Annotated in this window: 24 protein-coding genes; 12 read left to right on the forward strand and 12 right to left on the reverse strand. The window is 52.8% G+C overall.

Annotation, left to right across the window (positions count from 1 at the left end; translation table 11 throughout):
- Positions 1-36: 36 nt before the first annotated feature.
- The gene (locus tag AC2FFD_RS13605; RefSeq protein ID WP_480683633.1) at positions 37-486 is read right to left on the reverse strand and encodes a phasin family protein; all 450 of its coding nucleotides are present in this window, start codon (positions 484-486) and stop codon (positions 37-39) included.
- Between the two features lie 131 nt (positions 487-617).
- Positions 618-1,088 carry a c-type cytochrome gene (locus AC2FFD_RS13610; RefSeq protein WP_082643718.1) on the reverse strand — a complete coding sequence of 157 codons (471 nt, stop codon included), beginning with the start codon at positions 1,086-1,088 and terminating at the stop codon, positions 618-620.
- 263 nt (positions 1,089-1,351) lie between these two features.
- On the opposite strand from AC2FFD_RS13610, the gene AC2FFD_RS13615 reads away from it, so the two are divergent.
- Positions 1,352-2,572, forward strand: coding sequence for an APC family permease (locus AC2FFD_RS13615; protein ID WP_496873326.1), 1,221 nt, complete (start codon positions 1,352-1,354; stop codon positions 2,570-2,572).
- Positions 2,573-2,620: 48 nt separating this feature from the next.
- A complete protein-coding gene (locus AC2FFD_RS13620) occupies positions 2,621-4,237 on the forward strand; it encodes an MFS transporter (protein WP_425078529.1) in 1,617 nt (538 codons plus the stop codon).
- A 9-nt stretch (positions 4,238-4,246) separates the two neighbouring features.
- Here the strand turns inward: AC2FFD_RS13620 and AC2FFD_RS13625 are convergent, their stop codons facing one another.
- The 8 genes from AC2FFD_RS13625 to AC2FFD_RS13660 form a co-directional block, all read right to left on the reverse strand.
- On the reverse strand, positions 4,247-5,821 hold the full coding sequence (locus AC2FFD_RS13625) for a trypsin-like peptidase domain-containing protein (RefSeq protein WP_170397476.1): 1,575 nt from the start codon (positions 5,819-5,821) through the stop codon (positions 4,247-4,249).
- Positions 5,822-5,971: 150 nt separating this feature from the next.
- Positions 5,972-6,472, reverse strand: coding sequence for an Hsp20/alpha crystallin family protein (locus AC2FFD_RS13630; RefSeq protein WP_496873327.1), 501 nt, complete (start codon positions 6,470-6,472; stop codon positions 5,972-5,974).
- A gap of 196 nt (positions 6,473-6,668) precedes the next feature.
- Complete coding sequence (locus AC2FFD_RS13635) at positions 6,669-7,787, reverse strand: ABC transporter permease (RefSeq protein ID WP_170397480.1); 1,119 nt, start codon at positions 7,785-7,787, stop codon at positions 6,669-6,671.
- Positions 7,788-10,484: a ribosome-associated ATPase/putative transporter RbbA gene (gene rbbA, locus AC2FFD_RS13640; RefSeq protein ID WP_496873328.1), complete on the reverse strand. Its 2,697-nt coding sequence runs from the start codon at positions 10,482-10,484 to the stop codon at positions 7,788-7,790. It lies immediately after the preceding gene.
- Entirely contained in the window at positions 10,481-11,440 is a 960-nt protein-coding gene (locus tag AC2FFD_RS13645) for an HlyD family secretion protein (protein ID WP_480814663.1), read from the reverse strand. The genes rbbA and AC2FFD_RS13645 overlap by 4 nt, the downstream gene beginning before the upstream one ends.
- A 383-nt stretch (positions 11,441-11,823) precedes the next feature.
- Positions 11,824-12,201, reverse strand: a complete 378-nt coding sequence (locus AC2FFD_RS13650; protein WP_496873329.1) for a SnoaL-like domain-containing protein — start codon at positions 12,199-12,201, stop codon at positions 11,824-11,826.
- A gap of 458 nt (positions 12,202-12,659) precedes the next feature.
- The gene (locus AC2FFD_RS13655; RefSeq protein WP_496873330.1) at positions 12,660-13,445 is read right to left on the reverse strand and encodes a formate/nitrite transporter family protein; all 786 of its coding nucleotides are present in this window, start codon (positions 13,443-13,445) and stop codon (positions 12,660-12,662) included.
- Between the two features lie 349 nt (positions 13,446-13,794).
- Entirely contained in the window at positions 13,795-14,241 is a 447-nt protein-coding gene (locus tag AC2FFD_RS13660) for a universal stress protein (protein ID WP_058283451.1), read from the reverse strand.
- Between the two features lie 269 nt (positions 14,242-14,510).
- Here AC2FFD_RS13660 and AC2FFD_RS13665 point away from each other — a divergent pair, with 269 nt between their 5' ends.
- From AC2FFD_RS13665 to AC2FFD_RS13680, 4 genes are all read left to right on the forward strand, one after another.
- Complete coding sequence (locus AC2FFD_RS13665; protein ID WP_496873331.1) at positions 14,511-14,996, forward strand: hypothetical protein; 486 nt, start codon at positions 14,511-14,513, stop codon at positions 14,994-14,996.
- Positions 14,997-15,129: 133 nt separating this feature from the next.
- Positions 15,130-15,654 (forward strand): flavodoxin domain-containing protein, encoded by a 525-nt coding sequence (locus tag AC2FFD_RS13670; RefSeq protein ID WP_496873332.1) that lies wholly within the window; start codon positions 15,130-15,132, stop codon positions 15,652-15,654.
- Positions 15,655-16,299: 645 nt separating this feature from the next.
- Complete coding sequence (locus tag AC2FFD_RS13675; protein ID WP_142636283.1) at positions 16,300-16,575, forward strand: hypothetical protein; 276 nt, start codon at positions 16,300-16,302, stop codon at positions 16,573-16,575.
- A 187-nt stretch (positions 16,576-16,762) separates the two neighbouring features.
- Positions 16,763-16,939 (forward strand): hypothetical protein, encoded by a 177-nt coding sequence (locus AC2FFD_RS13680; protein ID WP_496873333.1) that lies wholly within the window; start codon positions 16,763-16,765, stop codon positions 16,937-16,939.
- 40 nt (positions 16,940-16,979) lie between these two features.
- Here the strand turns inward: AC2FFD_RS13680 and AC2FFD_RS13685 are convergent, their stop codons facing one another.
- Both AC2FFD_RS13685 and AC2FFD_RS13690 read right to left on the reverse strand, forming a co-directional pair.
- Positions 16,980-17,597 (reverse strand): recombinase family protein, encoded by a 618-nt coding sequence (locus AC2FFD_RS13685; protein WP_496873334.1) that lies wholly within the window; start codon positions 17,595-17,597, stop codon positions 16,980-16,982.
- Between the two features lie 187 nt (positions 17,598-17,784).
- The gene (locus tag AC2FFD_RS13690; protein WP_496873335.1) at positions 17,785-18,069 is read right to left on the reverse strand and encodes a hypothetical protein; all 285 of its coding nucleotides are present in this window, start codon (positions 18,067-18,069) and stop codon (positions 17,785-17,787) included.
- Positions 18,070-18,383: 314 nt separating this feature from the next.
- Here AC2FFD_RS13690 and AC2FFD_RS13695 point away from each other — a divergent pair, with 314 nt between their 5' ends.
- The 6 genes from AC2FFD_RS13695 to AC2FFD_RS13720 all read left to right on the forward strand — a co-directional run bounded on the left by AC2FFD_RS13695 (position 18,384) and on the right by AC2FFD_RS13720 (position 24,918).
- Positions 18,384-18,605 (forward strand): helix-turn-helix domain-containing protein, encoded by a 222-nt coding sequence (locus AC2FFD_RS13695; protein ID WP_496873336.1) that lies wholly within the window; start codon positions 18,384-18,386, stop codon positions 18,603-18,605.
- A gap of 167 nt (positions 18,606-18,772) precedes the next feature.
- Positions 18,773-20,371 carry a transposase gene (locus AC2FFD_RS13700; protein WP_496873337.1) on the forward strand — a complete coding sequence of 533 codons (1,599 nt, stop codon included), beginning with the start codon at positions 18,773-18,775 and terminating at the stop codon, positions 20,369-20,371.
- Entirely contained in the window at positions 20,368-21,222 is an 855-nt protein-coding gene (locus tag AC2FFD_RS13705; RefSeq protein ID WP_170347526.1) for a TniB family NTP-binding protein, read from the forward strand. Before AC2FFD_RS13700 ends, AC2FFD_RS13705 begins: the two co-directional genes overlap by 4 nt.
- 11 nt (positions 21,223-21,233) lie before the next feature.
- The gene (locus tag AC2FFD_RS13710) at positions 21,234-22,280 is read left to right on the forward strand and encodes a TniQ family protein (protein WP_170347525.1); all 1,047 of its coding nucleotides are present in this window, start codon (positions 21,234-21,236) and stop codon (positions 22,278-22,280) included.
- A 331-nt stretch (positions 22,281-22,611) separates the two neighbouring features.
- A complete protein-coding gene (locus tag AC2FFD_RS13715; RefSeq protein WP_496873338.1) occupies positions 22,612-23,436 on the forward strand; it encodes a hypothetical protein in 825 nt (274 codons plus the stop codon).
- A 21-nt stretch (positions 23,437-23,457) separates the two neighbouring features.
- Positions 23,458-24,918, forward strand: coding sequence for an SMODS domain-containing nucleotidyltransferase (locus AC2FFD_RS13720; protein WP_496873339.1), 1,461 nt, complete (start codon positions 23,458-23,460; stop codon positions 24,916-24,918).
- The last annotated feature ends 108 nt before the right edge of the window (positions 24,919-25,026 follow it).

Raw genomic sequence — 25,026 nt, forward strand, 5'->3', positions numbered from 1 at the left:
CTGCGATCGTTCCGACCTCTGCGGTGATACGGCTCTCTATACCGGTTCTGATTTCGAAGACTTACCCGCTTTCTTTGCTGTGCTTGCAACATCATCTATTGTCTTTTCCACAGCTTCGGCTTCGGTTTCCGCTGCATATGCTGCACATCGGGCAACTGTTTCGAACCATTCCTGAGCGTCAGCCACAAGGCGTTCGGCTGAGTGCTTCTGCCACTCTGCTATGGATTGCAGCGCTTTTGCCGGATCAGTCGGGTCTGCAGCAGACGCCGAGCGCGAAGCTTCCAGCGCGGTTCGCACAGCCTCGTGACGCCTCTCAAACCAATGTTGAGCAAAGGCCTCTGCCTCTTTCAGTGACTTCTCCTGCGTGTCCCAAAATTGCTCAAGCTGAGCGCCCAGAAACGGATTGGCTGTAGTAGTCGGCTGCATCTGCTTGAAAATATCTACAAGTGTGTTGGAGTAACTTGATTTTGGCTTCTCTTCAGGCATCGGAGATTCCTCCTCATCTCTAAATGCTGAATATTAACTGAGATCGTGGAAACTTGCCTTAATGTAAATCAACCACCGCCGGCAAACGTGGTAGTGGTGTCCTGCAACCCAAGGGTGGGCTTTGTGCCAACCTATTCAGTCTGTATAGCCTCAAGATACGCAATCACATTCGCCAACGGCACACCTGCGAACATCGGTTGGCCGTCAGGCATCGTCAGCGCAACTTTTTGATCCGAATCCAAAGCTGGTCCAAAAATGGGCATTTCTCCACCATGCGCGAGCAATGGTGCGCGACCATCAATTTGACGCGCCACCGCCTCAATCGGAAAAACACCGTCGTTTTGGGCCGCGAGCCTCGTCAGATCAGGTGTCCTTATCGCCAGCATCTCCGCCATTGGACCATCTCCTGTGGCCTCGAAACCATGGCATTGCCAACAATAAGTTCTGTAGAGATCGTGCCCATTTTGAAGGTCAATATCCTGCGCCAGTGCAGCACTTGCAGCAAATATTGACAAAAGAAGTCCGCGACAAACTAGCATCTGTTCCTCCTCCGAGATCAGCATTTCGAGTTGAAAATACGCGATATCGAATGAATGCTTCATTGATCTCGCTCATATTCAACCTTTGAGTACCAGCTGGGAAAAACCATCACGAAACGACGGTCGCAACACTCGGATCCGCCTCTCCGATCAGTCTTAGCGCCTGATGATATAGATCAACGCCAAATAAAGAATTACATATCAAAGTATGAATGTTTCAGAAGAAGCTCGGCATGAGCGGTGATGAGCCCTTGGTTTATCATCGGGGTGCTTGTTTGCGGCACAGCTTCGGTAACCCGGCAATTGCCCATCAAGGAGTGAGGTGAATGCATACAGTTGATCCACCGTCCCCTAAACTCCGACGTTCTCTCACCACCCCGTTGCTTACATTATATGGGCTCGGTGTTACCGTCGGTGCGGGAATTTATGTGCTCGTCGGCGCAACCGCCGAGGCCGCGGGCCCTTATGCTGCAGTTTCGTTTCTTGTTGCAGCGCTCGTCGTTTCGCTGACGGCTTTGTCGTACGCCGAACTCGCGACACGCTATCCCGTAAGCGCGGGTGAAGCGGCATACGTTGAAGCGGGATTTCAAAGGGGCTGGATGGCGGTTCTAATCGGTCTTGCCGTTGCTGCGTCTGGGATTATTTCAGCCTCCGCTGTTGCGATTGGGGCGGCCTCATACCTTCACACCCTGACGGGGCTTGGCACCGCATTGCTTACGATCGGCGTTGTGTCGGTCATGGGGCTGATTGCAATCTGGGGCATTACACAATCGGTATTTGTGGCAGCCGTGATCACGGTCATCGAGATCGCGGGGCTTCTTTTTGTGATTGGCTGGGGCATGTCTGTGCAGGAACCGCAAGGCCATGAAATTAGTGAGATGATTCCGGGACTCGAGCTCAGTACCTGGCGCGGTATTATGGCGGCATCTCTGCTGGCATTTTTTGCCTTTGTCGGCTTTGAGGACATGGCAAACGTCGCGGAAGAGGTAAAAGACCCAACCCACACAATTCCAAAGGCCATCCTTTTGACGCTCGTTCTGGCGACGGGTTTGTATCTAGCGACCTCGATCACGGTTCTGCTCGTTGTTCCTATCGATACTTTGTCGACCTCGGCCGCCCCACTCACGCTGGTTTTCTTCGACGCACCCGAAGTAATCAAACAAGGGTTCGCCGCAGTCGCAGTCGTTGCAACAGTCAATGGCGTCTTGATCCAGATGATTATGGCGTCGCGGGTGATCTATGGTCTTGCCGACCGGGATCATCTTCCGAAAATACTGGCGACTGTCCCGCAGGTTACCCAAACACCGGTCGTCGCAACCCTGTTGGTAGTTGCGGTAATTCTTCTGCTGACGCAAACCTTGCCAATCGGCATACTAGCGGAACGCACATCCCAGATCGTTTTGGGGGTGTTTGTTTTGGTCAACATCTCGCTGATATTGCTGAAGTCCCGGCCAGGGTCAACTCGGGAACATTTCCGCGTACCTCTTTTTGTACCAATTCTTGGGGTGCTGACCAGCGCTCTGCTTTTTGGTGCCGGATTTCTCTGAGAGAAAAACCGACAGCACAGGGTCATCAGAACGGGGTCCAACTGACGCATGAACACTGACCGATCAACATTTGGAAGGCGGTTTTCAGGCTGGTGGCACCGGACTTTCGTCGATCTGATCGCGCAATTGCAATGGTCTTACCTGCCACCATTGATGGTTTACTTTGCGGCCGGGGTTTCGGGGCTAACATCCGTCGTCGGTGCGTTTTTTCTTAAGGACTATCTGAATCTATCCGCCGCTTTTGTTGCGGGATTGGCATTCTGGGCCGGGTTGCCATGGATTCTAAAAATGCCGCTGGGTCATCTGGTTGATCTGTTCTGGCGCTGGAAATCCCTGCTGATTGTTGTTGGCGCATCCCTTATCACGGCGTCATTGCTCATCATGTACAGGCTTGTGGCTGCGCCTGACCGAATGGCCGGCATTATGCCACTTGAGGATTGGTACGTCGTTGCCTTGATGTTGGCTCCTTCAGGTTATGCCATTCAGGATGTCGTTGCTGACGCCATGACAGTCGAAGCAGTGCCGCAATCGGACCAAGACGGACGCGCGTTTATTCAGGACGAAGTTCGTGCCCGGCACACCACCATGCAGACCCTCGGCAGGATTGCGATCATATCAGGGTTTGCGGGGGTCGCCGCGGTTAACATCTGGATTTTTTCGGGGGCGGAAAATCTGGAGCAAACCGATCGTTTGGTTCTCTACGGTCGGGTCTATCTCATTGCCCTGGCTATCCCACTGTTGTCCGTCAGTGGAGTGGTTCTTCACGCTCTGATACAGCGTCGCCTCGTTCGTCGAGGACACCTTCTGCACAGACCAGATCAAACCACCGAAGTCAGGTGGCCGATACTGCTGGGCGGATTTGCGTTTGTTGTTCTCAGCATAGTGTTGGGAACCGCAAATTTTGCCTTCGCGCAAGAGACCGTTTTTGCGGTGTCGCTCACGGTTATTCTCTACCTCATGTCGCGTTTGCTGAGAGAGCTAGAGTCGAAACAGGCCAAAGTTCTGATCGGGACAGCAACTATCATTTTCGTTTTTCGAGCTGTTCCCTTGCCAGGACCGGGCCTGACCTGGTTCGAGATCGACGAGCTTGGGTTTGACGAACAGTTCCTGGCCATTCTAGCGCTTCTGACCTCACTACTTGCTCTGCTTGGCCTGATTATCCTCAGGCCGTTTATGGCAAGTCGTTCGATTGCGCAGGTTGTAGTGTTACTCACGATTGCCACCGGAGTGTTGTCCCTGCCAAACCTTGCCTTGTACTACGGGGTGCATGAATGGACGGCCGCGCGCACAGGTGGGGTCGTGGATGCAAGGTTTATCGCCATTCTTGACACAGCCGTTGAGTCACCGCTGGGTCAGATCGCGATGGTCCCAATGTTGGCTTGGATCGCGCGCAACGCCCCAACACATCTGAAGGCTACCTTTTTTGCGGTCATGGCTTCGTTCACCAACATGGCATTGTCAGCAAGCAGTCTCGGTACAAAATACCTGAATCAGATCTTTACCGTTACCCGCGCGGTTACCGATCCCAGAACGGGTACCGTTGCCTCCGTCGCTGACTATAGCCATTTGGGGAACTTGCTGATTACCGTGGGCTTGATCTCTGTCATCATCCCACTGGCTGTGGTTTTTCTGGTGCAAAACTCGCCTTATCAGACGCGCGATTGAATATGCGGATCAATCGCTTTCATCGAGAAGTATCTTGAGGTGTGACACCGGAACGCCAATATTCGAGCCGCCAAATTCGGGTAAGATCGCGGCATTTATAGCAACCACCTCGCCGTTTCGGTTAAGGGCAGGTCCGCCGCTTCCGCCGGTTGTGGTTTCAGCATCATAAACGACTGCACCGGGACTGGTCTGGGCGACGATCCCCCGGCTGGCCAGAGGCCTGATCTTGTTCTGCTCTGAAAGGTGTTTTGCAATAGTCCAGAAATCGACAGCGCCGTCTCTCTCAAGCGTTTTCAGAAAATCCGGCCCAGCCTGCACAATCAAGGCCTTAAGGCCAGTCGGAAATCCAAGCAAGAAAACTTCTTCACCTGCTCGCGTCGGGTGAGGTGCCAGTGAAAGTCCAAGCCCTTGAACACGGTTCGCATCAACGGACAGAAGCGCCAGATCGGCCGTTTTGCTTGCCCTAAGCAATACCGCTTCCATTGGCTTGGATTGTTCTGGAAGATAAGCCAGCAGGCTAAGTATCTCGGCTTCAAGCCCTGCTGCCTTCAGGGCCTGCGCTCGATCCCCGGTCGTCCAGGGCAAGGCGACATGACGGTTGGTCACCAAAAGAGATGTGTCCTGCAATAGAAACCCGGTTCCGGTGAACTGAAATTCTGCCGGCGCGCCTTCCGCATCTGGCTCAATCCATGGTTTTCCGAATGGAGTTTTTAGTTTCTCCCCGTCCGGGCCAAGCACATGCCGCAGCAATTTGCCGCTTTCGGTCTGTCGCAATCCGTAAGCACCCTGGATAAAGGCAATAGATCGCGTCGAGGCTGTGATAACTCGCCTTGACGCACCAGCGCGTTCTTCCAAAGTGCCAAGGCGCTGCTCGGTGGAAATCACCTGGTTGTCAAACGCTTCTCTGAGCGCGACCAGATCATCCGCCGTCAGTGCATCTTCTCGCGTCTGCGTAAGCATGACAGCAACCGCCTCGATCTTGAGAGACTCCTGTTTAAGGCTGTCCGCCAGCTTCCGATCGTTCTGAAAAAGCAAATAGCCAAAGGCAAAGATCAGAAGAAGCACACCGATAACGGTAACCCTGAACAAAACCGTGGTTTGTGATGTCAGCCGACGCCCGCCTTCGCGCAGCGCACCGGACATTTTTCTGGCGAAGGGTCGTCGGCTGGAGCGCGCATACACATAAGCGTCACTTATTATGTCTTCGACCGTGTGATGTGCCGGGAATGAGTGGTCACACACCCTGTAGCGCGACATGGGCCCCTCTGCACCGAACTCAATCATGTCGCCATGCCCAAGAACTGCCGAAGCAGTTTTTTGACCATTGACCCAGATATCCCGGCCAGGCAAAGCGTTTAGCGCGTAACCGCCTTGCGACCACTGAATCGTTGCCACGTCTTCGTCATGCGGGGGCAAATCCTCTTTTCGCCTGAACTTCAGGATACGATCAGGACCCACCGAAGCAGCCAAAGCGTTGCCGACAAGCCAGGTAACGGTTCCGCGGGACGGCCCCGTCAAGCTCTCCAGAAATGCACGGACATCGCCCGTTTCAGTTTCCACATCGCTTTTGTCCGGCGTCCGCATTGTCCATCTCAGTACTCTAGCCCTATTGGCACATTATCATGCGCAGCAGTGAAACCGCTATGGTGGGCAATAGTGTGCTCGTTTTAAGAACACCAAGGGTCCGCGCATGCTGCCTGGACCATGAAGGTTGCGTGTGCGCCTCCATTGCGCCTATTTCGATGAGACCTTGATCTTCCGGCTGGGATCCTGAGGTTCGGTTTTCGGCATCGTGACGTGCAGGACACCTTTGTCGAACGCAGCGGAAATCTCCTCGATATCGACTGCATCAGGCAGCGTCATTGTCCGAGTGAAACTGCCATAGCTTCTCTCGCTAACGCGCAGATCGCCTGTGTCATCATGCGTAACATTCTTCTGGCCCCGCAGCGTCAATCTACGGTCTTTGATTTCGACTTCGACGTCGTCTTCTTCGAGACCCGGCAATTCAGCCGTGAGAACGATCGCTGTATCCGTTTCGTGGATGTCAATCGCCGGCGAAATCGCACCCGTCATGTCCAACGACGGGAAGCCGGTGCGTTGCGCGGCTGTTTCCAGCGGAAGGAATGGCGCTGCGCCCCCGAAAAAGCGCGACATCATGGATTCCATTTCGCGTCGAAAATTATCAGAGAGCGGATGTGTTCCAGCAAACAGTTGTGTTTTTTTGTCTTCAAGCATTTTCTGATCCTCCTCCTTCGGTGCGATTGGGGAGAGGCTGCATTATGGCAAAAAACTCGTCCAATTACCTTGATCTTGCGCAAGCAAGCGTCCTCGGTAACGCGCCAAAAGGACATCCCGGCCGTATCGGCATTCCGAATGAAACAAGGCGCATTACCGGTCATACGTCCAGGCCAAGGGGTAAACTGATCTGACTCTATTGCGCCACCGAGCGTCTGAAAAGCATCAGGCTTGACGCCAGAAGGATTGCGCCGAGTAACGCCATCCATAAGAACTCTGGCCAGACCGTCTCAAACCTCGCCCCCTTGAAGATGATGGATTGGCTGGCGGACATGTAATGGCGGGACGGAAGGATCGATGTTCCGACCTGAAGCCAGTCGGGCTGCCCCTCGATCGGTGTCTCACCTCCCGACAGCATCAGCATCGGAAGGACTGTCAGCATTACCAAAAGTGCGAATTGCGCCATTGAGCGTGCAATCGTTGCAAGAAATACCCCAAGTGCGGTTGCTGTGAAAAGAAACAGCGCGGTGCCAAAAAGAAACAACACCTTCGACCCCGCGATGTTGATCCCCAGGAAACCTTGCATAACAAAGGTCAGCGATAAGGCGGCCGCGACAAGAACCACCGCTGCGTTTGCCCAAATCTTGGCCATCGCAATGTCAAACGGGGTAAGCGGCATCGCAAGCAGATGTTCGATTGTACCATGTTCACGCTCGCGGATCATCGCGGCACCGGTGAGGATCGTGGTCAGCCACATGATCTGGCCGATGAGCGCCACAATGCCAGCAAAACGAACAGTATCACGGTTGGGATTGAACGCACTGCGCATGATGATATCGACGGGCAATGACTCAGCCAGGTCCGCACCAATGGCAAAGCGACGGATCTCGGCGCTTAGGATATTGACGATATAGTTTGCGCCAATCCCGGCCTGTTCCATCGCCGTCGCATCAATCAAAACCTGAATTTCCGGCGTGCGCCCGGCGCGAACATCTTTCTCGAACCCTGGTGGCACCGCGACCACAAACAGGAAATGCCCGGCATCCATCTTTTCGGCTCCGGTACCCGGTGCGATCTGGACAACGGGTTGAAACTCAGGAGGGAAGAATGCCGTGGCAAGAGACCGTGAAAGGGGCGAGCCATCCTCATCGGCAAATGCAATGGAGGCATTGTTGACCGAGTTCGAAACCCCCGTCGCCTCCATCACGGGTGCCAGCGTGAATGACCAGACCAGCAGCGCCATCATCACCCAATCACGCCGAAGGCTCATCATTTCTTTCAAGCCAAGCCAGAAGATGCAGGACAACCGTTGCATTTATTTCTCCTGCGCTCGAAGTAAAAGGGCAGCGATCAACGTTAGCACCGGTCCGAAACAGGCCAGGGCCAGAAGATCAGGGGCAAGCGCATCCCAGCCCAGCCCTTTGGTGAAGGCACCGACATTCAGGTGCAGGAAATAGGATGACGGCCAGAGCGATCCGATTGTTTGCGCACCGCCTTCAAGCGTTGAAACCGGTTGTAACAACCCGGAGAACTGAATCGTAGGTACGACCGAGGCGATCGCGGTGGCGAAGGTAGCGGCCACCTGGCTTGAAGTCATGGTCGCAATGAGTAGCCCATAGGATGTTGTAGCCCAGACATACAGCAACGCGCCGATTGCCAGAGGAACCGGGTTGCCTTTGAGCGGTACATCAAAAACCAAGACCGTCATTCCAGCCAAGAGCAGGAAATTGGCGAACGCGATTGCGATATAAGGGATTTGCTTGCCAACCAGAAACTCAAGCCGCGTCGTTGGCGTTGCATAGAAATTGGTGATTGTTCCCAACTCTTTTTCACGTGCGACGCTAACCGCCATCAGAACTGCCGGTAACATTATCAAAAGGATCGCAGGCATGGCCGGGGCCATTGCGGCAATACTCTCGAAACTCTGATTGTACCTGAAGCGTGGCTCGATACGGGCGATCTCGACCGGATGCACACCGTTTTGGCGGGCCATTGCCGCCAAAAAGGTATTGTGGAGCCCCGCCACATAGCCTTCTACAGTCTCGCCTTTGAACGGAATTGCGCCGTCCACAATTGCAAGCACGTCCGTTGCTTCAACAGAGCGGATCTTGCGCCCAAAGTCAGGTGGGAGTTCGACAACCAGCGAGGCATCTCCTCGGGCCAGCCGTTCATGGCCCTCATCGATACTCGTCAGTGGCTGCGTTGGGTTGAAGTAGCGCGATCCTGAAATCTCTGCAATGTAGGCGCGGCTTTCTGGCCCCTGTGACAAATCCAGTACCGCGAAATCCAGTTCTTCGATGTCCAGCGTAATCCCGTAGCAAAAGACCAGCATCAGGATCACCGAGCCCAGGAACGCAAACGCCAAACGCACGCGGTCGCGCAAAATCTCGATGGTTTCACGCTTCGTGTATGCCAGTGTGCGCCTGATACCCCCGCCAGCGCTGTCATCAAGGGCATGAACCGATGCCTCAGGAGCTTTTACCGGTGCCGGAGGGTCAGCTGCCTTCAATACCGTGACAAATGCTTCTTCCAGACTGTCTACCTGTGCCCCGGCGATCAACTCATCCGGTGTTCCCTCAGCCAGAACACGGCCCGCGTGCATGAACGACACCCGATCACAGCGCTCTGCTTCGGCCATGAAATGGGTCGAGACGAAAATCGTCACTTCTTCATCTCTCGAAAGCTCAATCAGCAACGCCCAAAACGAGTCGCGCGCCTCAGGGTCCACCCCCGAGGTTGGCTCATCCAGGATCAGCACGCGAGGTCGGTGGATCACAGCGACGGCCAGGGAAAGACGTTGCTTGATGCCAAGTGGCAACGCCGTGGCCAGCATGTCCATTTGTGCAATCAGGCCAAAGCGTTCCGCCAGTTCATCGATACGCCTATCGCGGTCCGTGATTGCAAAGATCCGGGCATGTAGCTGGAGATTCTGCCGAACGGTCAACTCGCCATAAAGCGAGAATGCCTGACTCATATAGCCAATCTCGCGACGCATCCTCAGGTCGCGTGCATCAACCGGTCTTCCGAACAGTAGCGCCTCACCGTCACTTGCGGGCAGAAGACCTGTCAGCATTTTCATGGTGGTCGACTTGCCGCAGCCGTTTGACCCGAGGAAGCCGAAAATCTCACCACGGTTGATCGAGAATTCGACGTTATTGACTGCCGTGAAATCGCCAAAGCGCCGCGTCAATCCACGTGCCGTGATCACTGGGTCTGCCTCACGGTGATGTGTGGGCGCTTTCCTTGGTGCGATCAGGGGATCTCCGTGCGCCTGCAACCGCCGGTAGGACGTTTCAAGATCGCTGGCTTCCCCCTTCAATTCTGCCGGAGAACCATGGAAAAGCACGCGCCCGGCATCCATCGCGACGATAAAGTCGAATTGTTCGGCTTCTTCCATATAAGCTGTCGAAACCAGTATGGAGAGGTCGGGTGTAGCCTCTCGGACCGCGTCGATCAGCGCCCAGAACTGACGCCGCGACAGTGGGTCGATGCCGGTGGTCGGCTCATCCAGAACCAAAAGCTTAGGGTCATGGATCAGTGCACAACACAGCCCAAGCTTCTGTTTCATGCCGCCCGAGAGTTTTCCCATCAGCCGATCAGAGAATGGCGCAAGCCCGGTTGCCGACAGCAATGCTGCGATCCGGATGTCACGCTCCTGCTGCCCTTGTCCGAAGAGACGCGAAAAGAACTCAAGGTTCTCGCGCACCGACAATTCTGCATAGAGGTTCCGGCCCAACCCCTGCGGCATAAATGCGATCGCAGGGCAGATTTTGTGACGATGGGCACGGTCGTCGATTGGGCCTCCGAGAACATTGATTGTGCCGGATTGAAGCTTCTTCGCGCCGGTGATCAATCCCAAAAGCGTTGATTTGCCAACCCCGTCAGGCCCGATCAGCCCAATAAGCTGACCTACCGGCAGGTTAAGCGACAGGTTATCGAGTGCTGTCCGCTGGCGGTACTTATGCGTGACACCACTGACGCAGAAATCAGATGTGCCCACCTGGGAATTCATTCGAACAGTTCGGGTGGAATCCGCCTTTCCAGATATTCCGGCCATACACTGTCAGAAGAAAGCCTGATCACAGCGATACCGCGAAGGCCGGTTTTCACATGTTCGATCCGTTCAGTGATCAGATCCTCAGGAATGCGAACCCGAACGCGAAAGACCAACTGTTCACGCTCGCTCAATGTCTCTACCTGCTTCGGAGTGAACTGGGCTTCGGGGGATACAAAAGTGACGGTTGCAGGAACGGCAAAATCCGGCAAGGCATCAAGTACGATGCGCGCCTCAGCCCCGATGGGCAGCAACCCCGCTTCGCGTGCGGGCAGGTACACGTCCATATAGACGTTCTCTAAGCTGAGAAGTGTAAGGATCGGCTCCCCTGCGCCAACAACTTCACCTGGCTCAGCCAGTCTGTAAAGAATGCGCCCTGGCATAGGGGCAACAAGCGAAGCATCCTCGATCTGGGCGGCGATCCGGCGCACTTCGGCTTCGGCAGCCGCGATCTGGCTGTCCGAGGTTGCAACCCGGGCCTTGGCGGCACCCAGAACGGCGTCGGCAACCTGAAATGCGGTTTCGCGATCTTCAAAGACTGTCATCGAAATGTTTTGACCGGCCAACAGTGCCTTTGCCCGTTCCAGTTCCTGCGCCGCGCGACGCTGTTGGCTTTCTCGTTGGACAACAACAGCCTCGGCTTCGGCCTTGGCTTGACGCGCCAATGCTACTTCGGCTTTGGCGCGATCAAGCGCTGCAGACAGTTCATCGGTGTCCATCTCAACCAACAGTTCACCCACAACAACCAAGTTGCCTTCTGCCGACAAAACCTGTGCAACCCGCCCTGCGAAGGTGGGGGCAATTTCCACTTGTTCGGCCTCTATCCGTCCATTGCCCTGTACAAATCCAATTGGCAATTCACTGCTGTCTTCTGAAACGAATATGTACAACGCCGCACCTGCGAGAAGGAGCATTACGACGATCAGTATTGCGCGCACATTCTTTTTCATGATCTGGCGTACCGCGGTTAAAGCTACTAGGTGACGTTATCTCAAACCCCGCATAACGCTTTGTTTTGGATCAAACAGAGCCCTTTAGAGGGTTGTTCAGGCCAAACTCGGGTAGAAAACCGGCGCAGCAGTCTGATTGTTAACCCGCATCAATAGCTCAATGCGGATTCCACGGCGTGACTTTAGATTTCGGTTGCGCCGAACTGACGGAATTGTTGCGCATGCGCAAGCATCACGCGATCGAAACAAATGCCCAATTGTCCATCCATCGTGTCAAAGCACTTACAAGTCACACTTCCAGCGTGCGGATGAAACCAACACTGCGTCAGTATTGCGGGTTGCCGCTCCTACTTCGGCAACATGAAGAACTCTTCCAGTACAATCTTTCCGTCTGCTACTGAATAAACTGCAATCTCACTCAAGGTGATACGTTGCCCAGTATCCTTCTGCTTTACGTCAGCCTTATATCGCACACTGAAGCGGTTTGGGGGATGAACATAGGGGCCATCGACGTCAAATTCGATGATTTCATGAGCTGCCAGCCAATCCTCTCTTTTCCCTTTGATAGCATCACGGCCTTTGGTGATGCGAAACTGTCGAACCGGAGGCACAACCGCTTCTATGGATTGAGCGTTCTCGGCATACATTTCATCAACATTTGCAAGGCCCCTGCGATCACGCATCGCCTGAACAAATGTTCTTCCAATCTCGACTAATTCTTCCATGATAGCCCTCATTTTAGGCACCAACTGTATCACATCTTGCCTTTTCCAATCTTGACGAGGATCAATGAATTTAGATGTTGGCGAAGAATCCAGTTCGGGAACGAGAGGGCAACTAGTGCAGTGGCAAAGAACGGCCCAATTCCCGGCACCGTCATCAGCCAATGCGCCATCTCCTTGCCCCAAGGTCGGTGAGTTACCTCCGCATCCAACTCTCATATCTGACTGATCAACCGGCTCGCATCCCAATCAGCGGACTTAGGCAAGCCTGTGCCGCTTCCGCTCGTGTTGCACCATCATGCGACAACCGATATCGACCACGAAGACAACCATGCTCCCGGCATTTAGACTACTAAGTGCAGAAAAAGCTTGATCTGGGCTGCACAATTAGACAACGCCTTCAAAACCATCTGAAACCGTTCGTTTTGCTCTGGCAGGCGCTGTGATCGAAGAAGTGGGTCTTACCCTTTAGTAGCACCAAGGTAAGCAAACCAGTAGGCCAAGGCGACTCCTCCCGCCCCGCCGACAATGTTGCCCAGAGTAACCCACAATAGATTGGTCACTACTGAGAAAACCGGCACAGTTGCCCCCGCCGCCCAACCCTGCGGAAAGAAAAACATGTTCGCAATCGAATGCTCGAGCCCCAGTAACACAAAAGCAGTGACGGGCCACAAAACGGCCAGAACCTTGCCGGCGACGCTGCGGGCGGCAAAGGACAGCCAAACAGCAAGGCATACCAACCCGTTGCACAGTGCGCCACGGGCGAAGGCCTCCATCGGTTCCAACCCCGCTTTGGCATCGGCTATCACCACGGCGGTATTGCCCATCGGCCCCTCGAGCAGGCCGGTTAGAGAGAAGGCCAATGCAAGCCCGAGGGCGCCCACGAAGTTTCCGGCGTAGACGATGCCCCAGCTTCGAAACAGCAGTCGCAGTGGTATCTTGCGGTCGACCGCTGCGATCACCATCAAAACATTGCCGGTGAATAATTCTGCACCACCTGCGATCACCAGGATAAGGCCCAGGGAAAACACCGCGCCGCCCAGAACGCGGATCGGCCCCGCAGCACTGTCTGCGCCAGTAACCGCCATCGTATAGGCCGCTGCGCCAAACCCTATGTATGCCCCGGCCAGCATCGCAAGAACGAACATGGGTGCCACTCGCAACTTTGCCTTTGCGACCCCAGCAGTCTCAACTAATGTCGCAATTTCAGAGGGTTTATGAGCGTCGAACAGGGACGGGGTGTTCATGTCGGGCTCCAAAGTTACCACGGATCTACGTATCAGGGATTGTACAGCCTATCTTCTGACCTTGAACCAAAGCACAAATAAAAAGGGGAAGTTTATCTATTCCACCACAGTTCGGGTCGTTTCGCCTAACACAGTTTGGTCGCCGGTCATCGCCACAGGCACCCATGACCTCGGTTTCAGCATCCGTTTTCGTGTCACCGTCATGAAGCAGTGGATGTCAGACTCCGTTTTCACGGCCGGGAGTTCAGCATCACATAGTAGCCATCGAACCTTAGTTTTGTCACGAGGCTTCAATGCTGAGCTTATTGATCGTCATCGTTTTTGTGCCGATTGGGACCAAGTTTGAAATTTAGGCAACGGTCAAAACCGCACAAGTGGCATTCCGACTGATGCCTTGAGAGGTGCTCCCTTGAATCAGGCTACCAATGCTTCCCAATCCGCGGCGGCCCGTCACAATTAGGTCAGCTTTGCATTGCTCGGCGCATGCGATGATCTCGTCGACCGGATCACCGCGTTGGGTATGTGTTTGCGAAACTGTCTGATTGTATTCTTTGGCAATCTCTTTACCCGCGGAAATGATCTTGTCTGCTGCCTGCTGAACCTCTTCGTCTGAAGGCATTGTCGTGACGGCGTGATAGCCAGCAACCGCGCCCATTGCGAAAGCCACGGTTTGCGGCTGAGGTGTATGGACAAGGTGAATTTGGGAGCCATATTTGCTTGAGATATCACAGGCAACGCGTAGAGCTGCTTCTGACGCCTCTGATCCATCCAAGCCAACCACAATTATTTTGAACATGTCGCACTCCCTCCTTTGTGAGGGGTCAGTATGGGTGAACTTGCAGCAACTAGCATTGACTCAAATCAACACTTTTCGCTGCAAATTCGAGCGTTGTCGTCCGTTCGTTTCCAGAAGATTCACGGTAACCGAACCAACTTTAAAAATCGTTGGAATTGCAAACGGTTCATCCCAAAGAGGAAACAGCACATATTTATTGCGAAATACCTCCTGCAAACGCTGCTTTTTCAATGGGTATCAATTTAGCCCAACGATAAAGATCAAGGGTAATGGCGAGAAAAATTGCTACTATGGACGTGCGTTTCAGTTCGTTTGGCGAGGACGGCGGATTGCTTACGACACGAAATTCAATCTTATTCCAGAGGAAAACAACGATGCCTTCCTCTTCGCCTTGGGTTCGCCCAGTTGCAATAGCCGCAGCACTCTTTGGTCTTCTTACTATTTTCTCCGGCGGAACGGCACTGTTCGGGGGTGCTGCTGCCAGAGATGCAGTCGGAGATGCAGTTCCATTCGTGCTTTGGTTCAATTTCCTGGCTGGATTTGTCTATTTGCTTGGTGCAATCGCGCTCTTTAAATCAACAACCTGGGCAACTCGAATTGCCTGGGTGATGGGCTTATCTACACTACTTGTGTTCGCTGTTCTGATATTAGTGGCACTGTTTGGAACGCCGTTTGAATGGCGAACCGTCGGTGCAATGACCATACGCACTGGATTTTGGCTGGCGATAGCTGTAGCGCTTTCCAGAACCGCATGAGCCGACCAAACGACGCCGCACCCGCGTCCAAAAAACTTGGCAAGACAGTCACTTTTGATTGAGATCAAGGGCTGAAGCGAACGGTTTCGGCATAGTTGGCGCGCTTTTCGGATCGATTTACGGGAGGATCGAAATGACAGTGCTGATTGCCTACGACACCGTTGAAGGTCAGACTGCCAAGATTGCTCGTTTTATCAACGATGTCACAAGAAAAGCCGGCTACGATACAATACTGATAAACACCGGAGACCAGATACGGCACGTGTCCCTTACAGGTGTGGACAGGGTCATTCTTGCGGCTCCTGTCCATGAACGCCGGCACCCTAAGCTATTCGAAGCGTTTGTTGAAACGCACAGAGACGCGCTTGCGTCCCGGAAGTCGCTAGTGCTTTCGGTAGGCCTAAAGGCGGCTTTTGCAAGAGGCCAGGAAGACGCCTGGGACTATCTCACCGAAATGCTGATGCGTACGCATTTTGAACCTGACCTAACGGCTTTGGTTGCGGGCGCTGTGCAGCCTGACAACTATGGGTATTTTGAAGAAGAGATCGTTCAGCATGTTGTCTTAAAGGATCAAAAGATCGATCCAAGGGACGGTGCTCGGGAGTTCACCGATTGGGACGCTTTAAGGGAAACCGTGGTAACATTCTTGGACAATTGATCCATCCCGTGGCTTAACTGCTGCCTTTCTTCAGTTGTCTTACCTGGAAATTTCGCCGCCACATTCCGCCTACGCCAGTTTTAACAGGCGTTCGAATTCACTGAATTCCATTCGCATGCCGCCACCAGCCAGGCTATAGGATGCACGATATGACATTGAACAAGATGGCTATGATTGGGGCCTGAAATATTAAATTAGTGATGCGTGTCATTGGATCTAACTTCTTCGACTATCGTGTCTTGAGGTTATTCTCGAACCAGCCCTTCGAGAAACCGCAGTGCGTGCTCACCTCGTCCGCTCCTCAATGGTCGGTTCAGGTTGCAGCAAAAAAGGCAGTTTGGAATTCGGCAAAATTGTTCTTAGTGAATGACTGTTTCGGAGAGTTGTGCTGCATCGCAAGGATAGGCGTGCCGCAGGAGCGAAGACCTTCTGCACGAGCAATAGCCGCGGCTGCGAAAGGCGGGTTTGTCCCGCGTTGCGGTCTTTCCAATCAAGCCTGACGTGCGGCCGGTTCGTGCCACCAAACGACGTTGCCGGCAGGGCTAGGTCGTGATAGCTGAGATCATGCCCTGATTGTTTTCCACTTAATCGCACCCAACGCGGATTTCTCCGTGCCTGCTGTTGTGCGGATTGAAAGGAAAACGAATGAAACGACCAAAGTTACCACCAATCCAAGGCAGACGTTTTGACGTCGAGATGCTCCAAGATACGGCATTTAGTCTGACCGAGCATGCTTCCAAGGGGCCGACGTGGCTTAGACATAGAGGACGAATTTCCTTCGTTGTTCTGACAGAGGAGCTGTTCGAACAAATTTGGCCTGACCAGCGGCGCGCTTGGAGCGTGGATGATATGCCAATTCGCCACGAGCAAATGTTGCTCGAAGCGCTTGAGGCTTCGCTTTCTCACGACAATGAAGAATAGAGCACAAAAAGCGTGAGGGCAGGGTGGTCAGGGGTTCTGTAAATCCTGGCCACCTGACGGAGTTCAGGAAAAACTAGACAATCACCCTTGCGACAGTTTGAAACCACGAGAAAACAACATCTCGCTTAACAGACATGCACAACAAGATATGTTATCTGTTATGAACAAAAAAAATTTGCAGAGAACGATGACTAAGATCGGCGACAGCCTCATTAGAGGTTCAAAAGAAGCACTGGAAATTGCAAAGGGTAAACTCGACCCTGCTGGAGCATCTGTGCCTGGTGAAAAAACCGAGAACGCCGAAGATGTTTCCGATAGATCAGCTATCGGCCAAATGCCTTCACGGGATCCCCATAAGGCTTGAATTTTCAATTCTATTTAGCCGAACCGACAGGAAACAGCGTCTACTTTTTATTGCGTGGATGCACTTCAATCTTGTTTTCCACATTTGTCGGGTCCTCAGCACTATGCGGCCCAAACGATGTATCGAGCGCGCGATATATAGTCATCCGAGACACACCCAAGTCGCGTGCGATCTGGGCCTTTGATAACCCGCTAGCCGCAAGAGATCGAATTTGTGCGTCGTCTACTTGTTTTCGTCTGCCACGATAGACACCTCTTTCCTTGGCGGCATCAATACCCGCTCTCTGTCTGTCGCGGATGAATTTCAACTCCATATCAGCGACCATGCCGAGCACCGTTACCACCATTCGACCAATATCACCGGCTGTACTCACTTCCGGTTCAAGAACCCGCAGGGAAGCGCCTTTGGCATCCAGTTCATGCACCAGGTTCAGAACATCCCGCGTAGAACGACCTAGGCGATCAAGTCGATGCACAACCAGTTCATCACCTTCGCGTAAGAATTCGAAGATGGTTTCCAGTTCCGTGCGCCCATCACGCGATGCGCCTGACCCTGTCTCAGACCGTACGATCTCGCACCCAGCTTTCTTCAGGGCTGCGGTTTGAATGTCGAGATCTTGGCTCGCGGTGCTGACTCTGGCGTATCCGATGCGGGGCATTTGGTATCTGTCACGTTAGGGTAGGGGTGATGTTCAATCTGTCACATGGTTGAATTGACCACCCTAACGGGACGGTGGATCGTGTCACATTTGGGTGTCATTTTGTGGTGTACCCAATTGTTACACAGGGATGTGCAGGCTATCGAAAACGAAGGCAGCTTCCTGACAGGGTAGGATGTTTGACTTTTCATGCTTGCCACGTCTTTGCGGATCGTGCGTAGGCATCCGTGAGTTCAGTTGGTGACAGTTTGTTCAGATGGCTCTCTTCGAACACAACCACGTCGTTGGATAGAAATTGGTCAATGTTCATCCGTTCCCTGGCTTCGAGGATGAAAGGATGTTCAACCGCCAGTGCTGCCACTAGGCTTCCTGTTTCGATATGCGCAGCTAATTCTCGCTGTAACGCCTGAAAGCTCAACGTATGGCCGCCATTGTCGGTACCGGTGACAATAACAGGGGAGATGAAACCCATGTTGCAAAGATCATTGGCACCATTGACGTCGACACATCCGTGGAGTTCGAGATTTACGAGTGCCAAACCGCGTTGGGGTGTGATGTATTCCGGGAAAGCCTTGTCCTCTCATCTGGTTCGTCAATTTGAAGTTTGTATCCGCGAGTCACTTGCTCTTGGGTTACTTGTCCGACGACAAATCGAAGATGACGTGTGACGTCGTTATAGCGCAGACCACGATGTTATAGTATTGTCATTAAAACCGTTTATTAACAAATGGTTGACTCGAATCTACTGGCAGCTTTCACTCTGCACAGAAGCTTCGAGATTTCAAGATGAACAACGCATATTTCAAATTGAAGGCTGACCTGGCCGCCGCTGGTGTGACTCTCAGATCCATAGCGAGGGATCTCGAGGTTTCCCACACGGCAGTCACCGACGTAGCTAGGGGAGCTAGACGCTCTAAGCGTATCGAGCAGGCAATTGCAGTCCGTTTGAAAACAACCCCCGCCTCACTTTGGCCTGATCGATATGGGCAAGAGGGAGGTGCGACATGACCTGACGCAGAAAAGCAAAAACCTATGTGCTCCAACACATAGGCTTTCACAAAGATCGAGTAACGTTCCAATCCAGTCTCCTCGATCTTCTCCAATCAAACTCCAAAGTCAAGGCTGTCACTCGATTTTTCGAGCCTGTCGGTGTGCCTTGCTACAAAGAGGCGATTATGTCGAAGAACGACGATGCTCGCGATGAACGCGAGTGGGCTAGGGCGTTTGCGCTTCGCAGAGACCTTGCCCCATATCTTCAAACTGGATTTCAGACCAAAGCGGCGGTGCAAGACTTTTGCAGGGCGCACAGACTTTCGAGATCCGCGGCATACAGGCTACTAAAACGAGCGCAACTTGATGATCGGGCTGCTGTGTTGCTACGTTCCAAACCCGGTCCCAAAAAAATGAGCACCAGGCTCATCAGTGAGCAAGAGGACGTTGTCAGTAAATTCCTTCGAAAGGAATTTCTCACTAGGAACAAAATATCTCTGAAAAAAGCGGTTAAAGACATCAACCGTGAACTAGCTGCACTTGGTTGCCCGGTGATTTCAAAGTCAGCGTTGATCCGCAGGATCGATACGATGCCGGATCGGTTACTCAAGCTGAAACGCGAAGGGGGCAGGGCAGCGCGACAGGCCTATCAGATCGTTCGAGGCAAATATCTTGTAAAGGATCCGCTCGCGGTTGTTCAGATTGATCATACGAAACTGGACTTGATGGTCATCGATCCCATCACAGGAGAATGCCTGGGGCGCCCGTATTTGACAGTCCTGTTTGATGTGGCGACGGCAATGCCAACAGGTATTTACCTGTCGATGGAAGCACCCTCCGCCATCAACCTAATGAAAGCCTTTCATCGATCCGTTTTTCCAAAAGCAGAATACCTTTCTGAAATGGGTATTCCGTATGAGTGGCCAGTATATGGGCTGCCCCTCGTGATCAGCAGCGACAACGGGACCGACCTCAAATCCAAAGCCTTCAATTGGGGGCTGGAACAATACGGCGTCGAGCACATATTTCGCCCCGTGGCGCAGCCGCATCTCGGTGGCCACGTCGAGCGTTTCATAGGAACAATCCAAGCCTTTGTTCAGACCCTTCCTGGAACCACTTTTTCAAACACCGAAAAGAAGGGAACCTATCAACCCGAAAAGCAGGCAAGGCTTGCCTTGTTTGACGTTGAGAGACTCCTGCTCGAGTTCATACTTCGTGACTACGTCCATGATAAGAAGCGCCGGCTGCTGACGTCTCCCATAAATGCTTGGAATACCAGCTTGCGCGAAAGTGAGTCCAGTCCGCGACTGCCAAAAGAACCGGATCGGTTTCGCCTTGAATTTCTGCCGTTTGAGAGACGCACAATCCAGCGGGAGGGTCTGGAATTTTTCGGCATGTTCTATCGCTCGGAACAGTTACAAAAGATGAAAAACTGCGGCGTAAAAAGCGTCATGCTCAAATATGACCCCACTGACATCCGGACAGTATACATCAGTGCCGACGACGGTATCTTTCACGAAGCCCGGAGTGAGTTTTTCCCACGCGATCCAATGTCCCTCGATGAATGGAAAGAACACAACAAACGGAAGGAAAAAAGGCTGCAGGCGGCAATGAACGCACCTGACCCTACCGTAGTTCACGATCATCGAAAACAGATCCTGGAGGAAGCAAATCGGCGCAAAAAGGCGATCAGTCGCTTCGACGGTTACCCTCAAACGCATGGTCGCGACATTCGCGATCTTGGTGACCCACTAGGCTTCTCGGTGCCGAGGAAGTTGTCATGAACCATACTCCATCTCAACACTTCCCAGATATGTCAAAGGCATCGGTTCCAGAGCGTATTCGTTATGTTCGGAACGGCGCGTATTTTGAGACATCAGCCATTCGCGCCCTCCGAAACCGATTGAATGAACTGCTTAATGAGCCGCTGGATTGCGAAAACAAGCTTGTTTTCTTGACCGCCCCGGCTGGAATGGGCCTGACCCGAATTATCAAACAGTTTGCGGCCCAACATCCACCCGCAACTAAGGGACGAAGTGGTCAGCAAACAGTCCCGGTCGTAAACCAACTCATCCATCCAAGCGGCAACTTTATCGACTATTGTGATGCACTTCGTGCGCAGCTTGGCATCCCGGGCTATGGCCCAATGACACGCCGGTCTTCCTACCCCAAAACCCTCGAGTTACTGAGACATCTGAATACGAGACTCGTCATTTTAGAGGACTTTCACCGCACCTATAGCTTTCAGAAACACCAACGAATTTCCTATCAAAACTACGTCCACTACCTGATTTCCGAATACGATATCAGGGTCGTTCTGACGGGCGCTCCACGTATTTGGCGTTGGGCGCTGGAAGATGAGCAAACCCTGGGGCGAGCCGTACATTATCAGTATCGTGCCTGGACATCCCGCGAAGATGATTTCATCGAGTTTCTTGAAGGGTTTGAGCGATGGTGCCCCGTGCGGGAGAAAGGGGCACTGTCCCGCGAACCAAAGCTCTGCAAGGCCATCATCAGGAAGTCGAATGGTATCTGCAAAAATGTGATGCAGGTGCTCACTGGTTTCGCAATCTATGCGATTATGTCTGGCAGTGATCGCTTGGATTTCGACACCTGGGTAAGCTATCGCAGTTAGGAACGGCCGTTATGAACGTCACACCCTATGCGATGGAAAGCCTGATTTCGTTCGTAGGTCGCGCGGCTTCGATGAATTCGACAGATTCTTTATCCTACCTTCGGGAGCTGTTCCCGTCAGCGGCACATCAGAGTTTCACGAGACTCCCCGAGGATCTGGATGCACTGGATCATGGTGTCTTTTTGGCTGGCTTGAACGATGCACTGGACCCCGAAAAACGCAGGCTGGAACTGCTGACCTTACCGGGCACCAGCCCTGGCGTTCACACAAAGTGGCTGAGGCGGGCAGGGGGGAAACACTTGGGCTCGGACCGCTTCAGCAAAGCGCCTTCGTTTGCGTGGTGCCCACGCTGCCTGCTTCGCGACCAGCTCGACGGTCATGATCAATTCATGCGATTGGCTTGGAGGATGACTACCCGGACGTTCTGTTTGGCTCACAGGAGGCCGCTTACCACCCATTGCATGGCATGCCATGATCGTGAAGCCGAACCGGCATTCGTATTTAACGGTAGCAATGTCGTTCTCGCATGTAGTGCTTGCGGCTCACTCTATTCGACGCAGCTTGGACTACCCGACATGTCTTCTTCGACCGTCTTGGAGCTGCGCGACAACCGTAATGTGCAGATAGCCTGGAATGAGGTAATCCAACTGGAATTGGCGTTTGAAAAGAGCCTGTCGGAGCGATCAAATACCAAGAACAAAAGCGAATTCAGAGACTTCGCGATGGCATTTGCAAATGTTCTGATGAAATCAATCCGGCTCGGCCGCGCACCTATAGACCTCTTTTCTAGCGTCGCGTTTCCGGCGCAACCAAACCCTCGCTGCATCACCTCAATGGATCGGCCTTACCGCGCTTCTTCGATCGCTGTACGCCGAAAAACTCACGGTCTGATCGCAGCCATTCTAAAGCGCCGGGCGAATCTGTTTTCAATTAAAGGCGTACATGAGAAGCGTTGGGGCAGGGTGCCTTCGATGCAAGAACTAAGGTCCGAGCTCGAGCCAGAGCAAAACAATGAACTCGATCGGCTATTGCTACGGTTCCCGGCAAAGTGGTTTTGAAAACTGGGCGGAAAGTGTGAATTCGCCGCTTCGCAGCATGAAAGTGAGCGGACCGCCAAAGCAGACATTGATCTCAGGTTTTCAGGGAAGAAGGCATTCGCGGCAGTGTGAGATTCCGGGGAACTGCTGAGGCAAACCAGACATTCTGTATCGCAAGCTCGAACACCGAAATCGACCTTCCCTGGATATTGGGCGTGCTTCCCTTTTTAACGTTCAAGCTGTAGGTTTAGCTTTATGAACACGAACGATATTTTCAAAGAGTAACACGCTCACCTTAGCTGATAAGGCCTTTTGAAATTGCGCCCTATCCCAAACACTCATAGGAGGCCTGATGAATTTGGATGCACCGGGGCTAATAGGTTACCTCAGGGCGGAATACTCTGCCTCAGGGAAGTGGCGCATTGCATCGTTTCTTGTTGGTTTGGTGGTGACCCTTCCAGCCGTGGCATCCGTTGTAACAACGGACGGAAAAACTCTCTACTACTTGGCCGCAGTAAATTTCCTTCTTCTGACTGTATGGTTGTGGATTAACTATAACTATCGTCGGAAACAGAGCGCAGCACATGCTGCGAGACGGGCGGCCCTAATTGTCAACGGTCTGGGAGAAGAACTGTCGGCGGGCGAGAAACGGCGTCTGTCCGAAAAGTTCACCGTGGGCGCAGACAAGGCGCAGAATGCTCAAAAGACCGACTACTACGCCTCTGACAAAGAACCCGGACCATTGAAGCTGTTAGAATGCTTGGAAGAGTCGGCGTTCTATAGCTCTAAGCTGCACAAGCTAAGCGCAAACGCTTGGTTTGGGATTGTCGCGGTATACGCCGTAGTCTTTGCCATACTTGCCATATTTGTAATCCCTTCTGCGACCATCGACTACTTGATGATGTCTGTCAGGATATTTTTCGCAGCCACCGTCTTTGTTTTGTCGGCGGACGTTTTCGGCTCACTGCTGGCGCATCGTCGGTGCGCGGAAGAAACCAGCGACGTTCTAAGCAGGATCGAAATCGCCAAGAAGGACACGGTAAACACCGCGGACGCCCTACTGATCTTGGAAGATTACACGAGCGCGATTCAGGGTGCACCAGAGATCGTTCCCTTCATCTACAAGGTTCAAGAGCCCAAACTAAATGCTCTTTGGGAAACCTACCTTCAGGGCTGATCTTCGAAGAAAGTAGTTCAATTGAAGAACCTCAAAGTTTTTAAAGAGTTTTTGACCGACACAGTGAACCTCAACCCAACAAGATTGGAGAGCCTAGAGAACACGTCCGCAGCACTAAGCGCATTTGTAGAAAAATCGGATTGGGAGCCCGCCAATCTGGAATGGTACCCGCAGGGCTCTTGGGCTCACGAGACGATAATAAAACCGCTTTCGAACAAAGAATTCGATGCTGACGTTCTCGCTATCGTTGATCCCGTCGATGGTTGGACGGCCAGCGACTATATTGACAGTCTTTACTCAACCTTCAGAGGTAGCGACCTCTACAAGAAAAAGGCTCATCGGTATTCTCACTGTGTGACACTCGACTATGCCGCTGACAAGCGAATTGATATTGCTCCCTGTATCAGAAATCGTTGGGGCTTTGAAAGGCTTGAAGTCTGCAACCGGGATACGGACGAATTCGAAGACAGTCAGCCGAAATACTTCACTGAGTGGCTCAAGGAAAAGAACATCCTTTCGGGAAACAACAGTTTTCGAAAAGTTACGAGGCTTGTTAAGTACCTGCGAGATATTAAGACCACTTTTACGTGTTCGTCAGTCTGTCTCACCACTTTGCTTGCCCATCAAATCCAAGCGAACGACAAGGGCACTGCCGACTTCGCCGATACGCCTAGTGCACTCAGAACGATGTTTGAGCGTCTTGATACTTGGTTGCAGGTCAGGCCTGTAAAACCTAAGGTATCCAGCCCGTTCAGCAATGAAGATTTTGCCGTTTGCTGGACCGACGACCAATATTCGAATTTTCGAGACAAGGTGAACAAATATCGCGCCTGGATCGACGACGCCTTTGAGGAAACCGACAGAAACAAGAGTATATCAAAGTGGCGGCGTGTGTTTGGAGATGACTTCGGCAAGATAGAAGGCGAACAGCAGGCAAAATCTGTCACGGCGAAAGCGGTTGATCATCTTCGCGAAGACGTAAGAGCCTTACCCGCTACGGCAATAGGCTTTGTTGGCGACGTTGTCGACTTAGTGAAACAGTATGGCGCACGAGCGATACCCTGCACGCTCTCGAATCTTCCATATCTTTCACAACCAACTTGGCGGGCAGTAGGAAACCATCTGTTTTCGGCGTATCTTACGGCAACACTACACCGTTCGCGCGGGGGCGCAACCGTCTGTGACGTGAGCAGCGGCGACGTTGTTGCCAAGAAAATGAAATTGAAATTCACTGCGAGACTTGCCACTGGAATGCCCCTCAATGGGCAGGACTATAGGATCGAGTGGCGCGTCACAAACACCGGGGAAGAAGCCCTTGCAAAAGGCCAGCTTCGCGGATCGTTCGTCGGTTCCAATTCTGGTGGTGATCGTTGGGAAAACCTCGAATTTCGTGGAGTTCATTTCGTCGAGGCATTTGTCATACGAAAGCGTGACGGTATTCAGGTTAGCCGAAGTGATCCCTTCTATGTAGTGATCGAATAGCTGAGGAAAGGTAGGACCAGTTCAGGAGTTCACGCGCTATTGCTAGTCACAGTTGTCGACTAATGTGGCCAACTTCAGAAATTCGGGCTGTGAGCGAAGCATGGGCGA

This window comes from Ruegeria sp. YTSC002 (genome assembly GCF_059609845.1).

Coding starts and splice junctions, on each gene's coding strand:
- rbbA (WP_496873328.1), bottom strand. CDS start 10,484: ATGAATTCCCAGGTGGGCACATCTGATTTCTGCGTCAGTGGTGTCACG.
- AC2FFD_RS13705 (WP_170347526.1), top strand. CDS start 20,368: ATGAACCATACTCCATCTCAACACTTCCCAGATATGTCAAAGGCATCG.
- AC2FFD_RS13670 (WP_496873332.1), top strand. CDS start 15,130: ATGACAGTGCTGATTGCCTACGACACCGTTGAAGGTCAGACTGCCAAG.
- AC2FFD_RS13690 (WP_496873335.1), bottom strand. CDS start 18,069: ATGGGTTTCATCTCCCCTGTTATTGTCACCGGTACCGACAATGGCGGC.
- AC2FFD_RS13635 (WP_170397480.1), bottom strand. CDS start 7,787: ATGCAACGGTTGTCCTGCATCTTCTGGCTTGGCTTGAAAGAAATGATG.
- AC2FFD_RS13645 (WP_480814663.1), bottom strand. CDS start 11,440: ATGCTCCTTCTCGCAGGTGCGGCGTTGTACATATTCGTTTCAGAAGAC.
- AC2FFD_RS13665 (WP_496873331.1), top strand. CDS start 14,511: ATGGCGAGAAAAATTGCTACTATGGACGTGCGTTTCAGTTCGTTTGGC.
- AC2FFD_RS13615 (WP_496873326.1), top strand. CDS start 1,352: ATGCATACAGTTGATCCACCGTCCCCTAAACTCCGACGTTCTCTCACC.
- AC2FFD_RS13630 (WP_496873327.1), bottom strand. CDS start 6,472: ATGCTTGAAGACAAAAAAACACAACTGTTTGCTGGAACACATCCGCTC.
- AC2FFD_RS13650 (WP_496873329.1), bottom strand. CDS start 12,201: ATGGAAGAATTAGTCGAGATTGGAAGAACATTTGTTCAGGCGATGCGT.
- AC2FFD_RS13715 (WP_496873338.1), top strand. CDS start 22,612: ATGAATTTGGATGCACCGGGGCTAATAGGTTACCTCAGGGCGGAATAC.
- AC2FFD_RS13685 (WP_496873334.1), bottom strand. CDS start 17,597: ATGCCCCGCATCGGATACGCCAGAGTCAGCACCGCGAGCCAAGATCTC.
- AC2FFD_RS13660 (WP_058283451.1), bottom strand. CDS start 14,241: ATGTTCAAAATAATTGTGGTTGGCTTGGATGGATCAGAGGCGTCAGAA.
- AC2FFD_RS13605 (WP_480683633.1), bottom strand. CDS start 486: ATGCCTGAAGAGAAGCCAAAATCAAGTTACTCCAACACACTTGTAGAT.
- AC2FFD_RS13620 (WP_425078529.1), top strand. CDS start 2,621: ATGAACACTGACCGATCAACATTTGGAAGGCGGTTTTCAGGCTGGTGG.
- AC2FFD_RS13655 (WP_496873330.1), bottom strand. CDS start 13,445: ATGAACACCCCGTCCCTGTTCGACGCTCATAAACCCTCTGAAATTGCG.
- AC2FFD_RS13680 (WP_496873333.1), top strand. CDS start 16,763: ATGACTAAGATCGGCGACAGCCTCATTAGAGGTTCAAAAGAAGCACTG.
- AC2FFD_RS13700 (WP_496873337.1), top strand. CDS start 18,773: ATGTCGAAGAACGACGATGCTCGCGATGAACGCGAGTGGGCTAGGGCG.
- AC2FFD_RS13675 (WP_142636283.1), top strand. CDS start 16,300: ATGAAACGACCAAAGTTACCACCAATCCAAGGCAGACGTTTTGACGTC.
- AC2FFD_RS13710 (WP_170347525.1), top strand. CDS start 21,234: ATGAACGTCACACCCTATGCGATGGAAAGCCTGATTTCGTTCGTAGGT.
- AC2FFD_RS13695 (WP_496873336.1), top strand. CDS start 18,384: ATGAACAACGCATATTTCAAATTGAAGGCTGACCTGGCCGCCGCTGGT.
- AC2FFD_RS13610 (WP_082643718.1), bottom strand. CDS start 1,088: ATGAAGCATTCATTCGATATCGCGTATTTTCAACTCGAAATGCTGATC.
- AC2FFD_RS13625 (WP_170397476.1), bottom strand. CDS start 5,821: ATGCGGACGCCGGACAAAAGCGATGTGGAAACTGAAACGGGCGATGTC.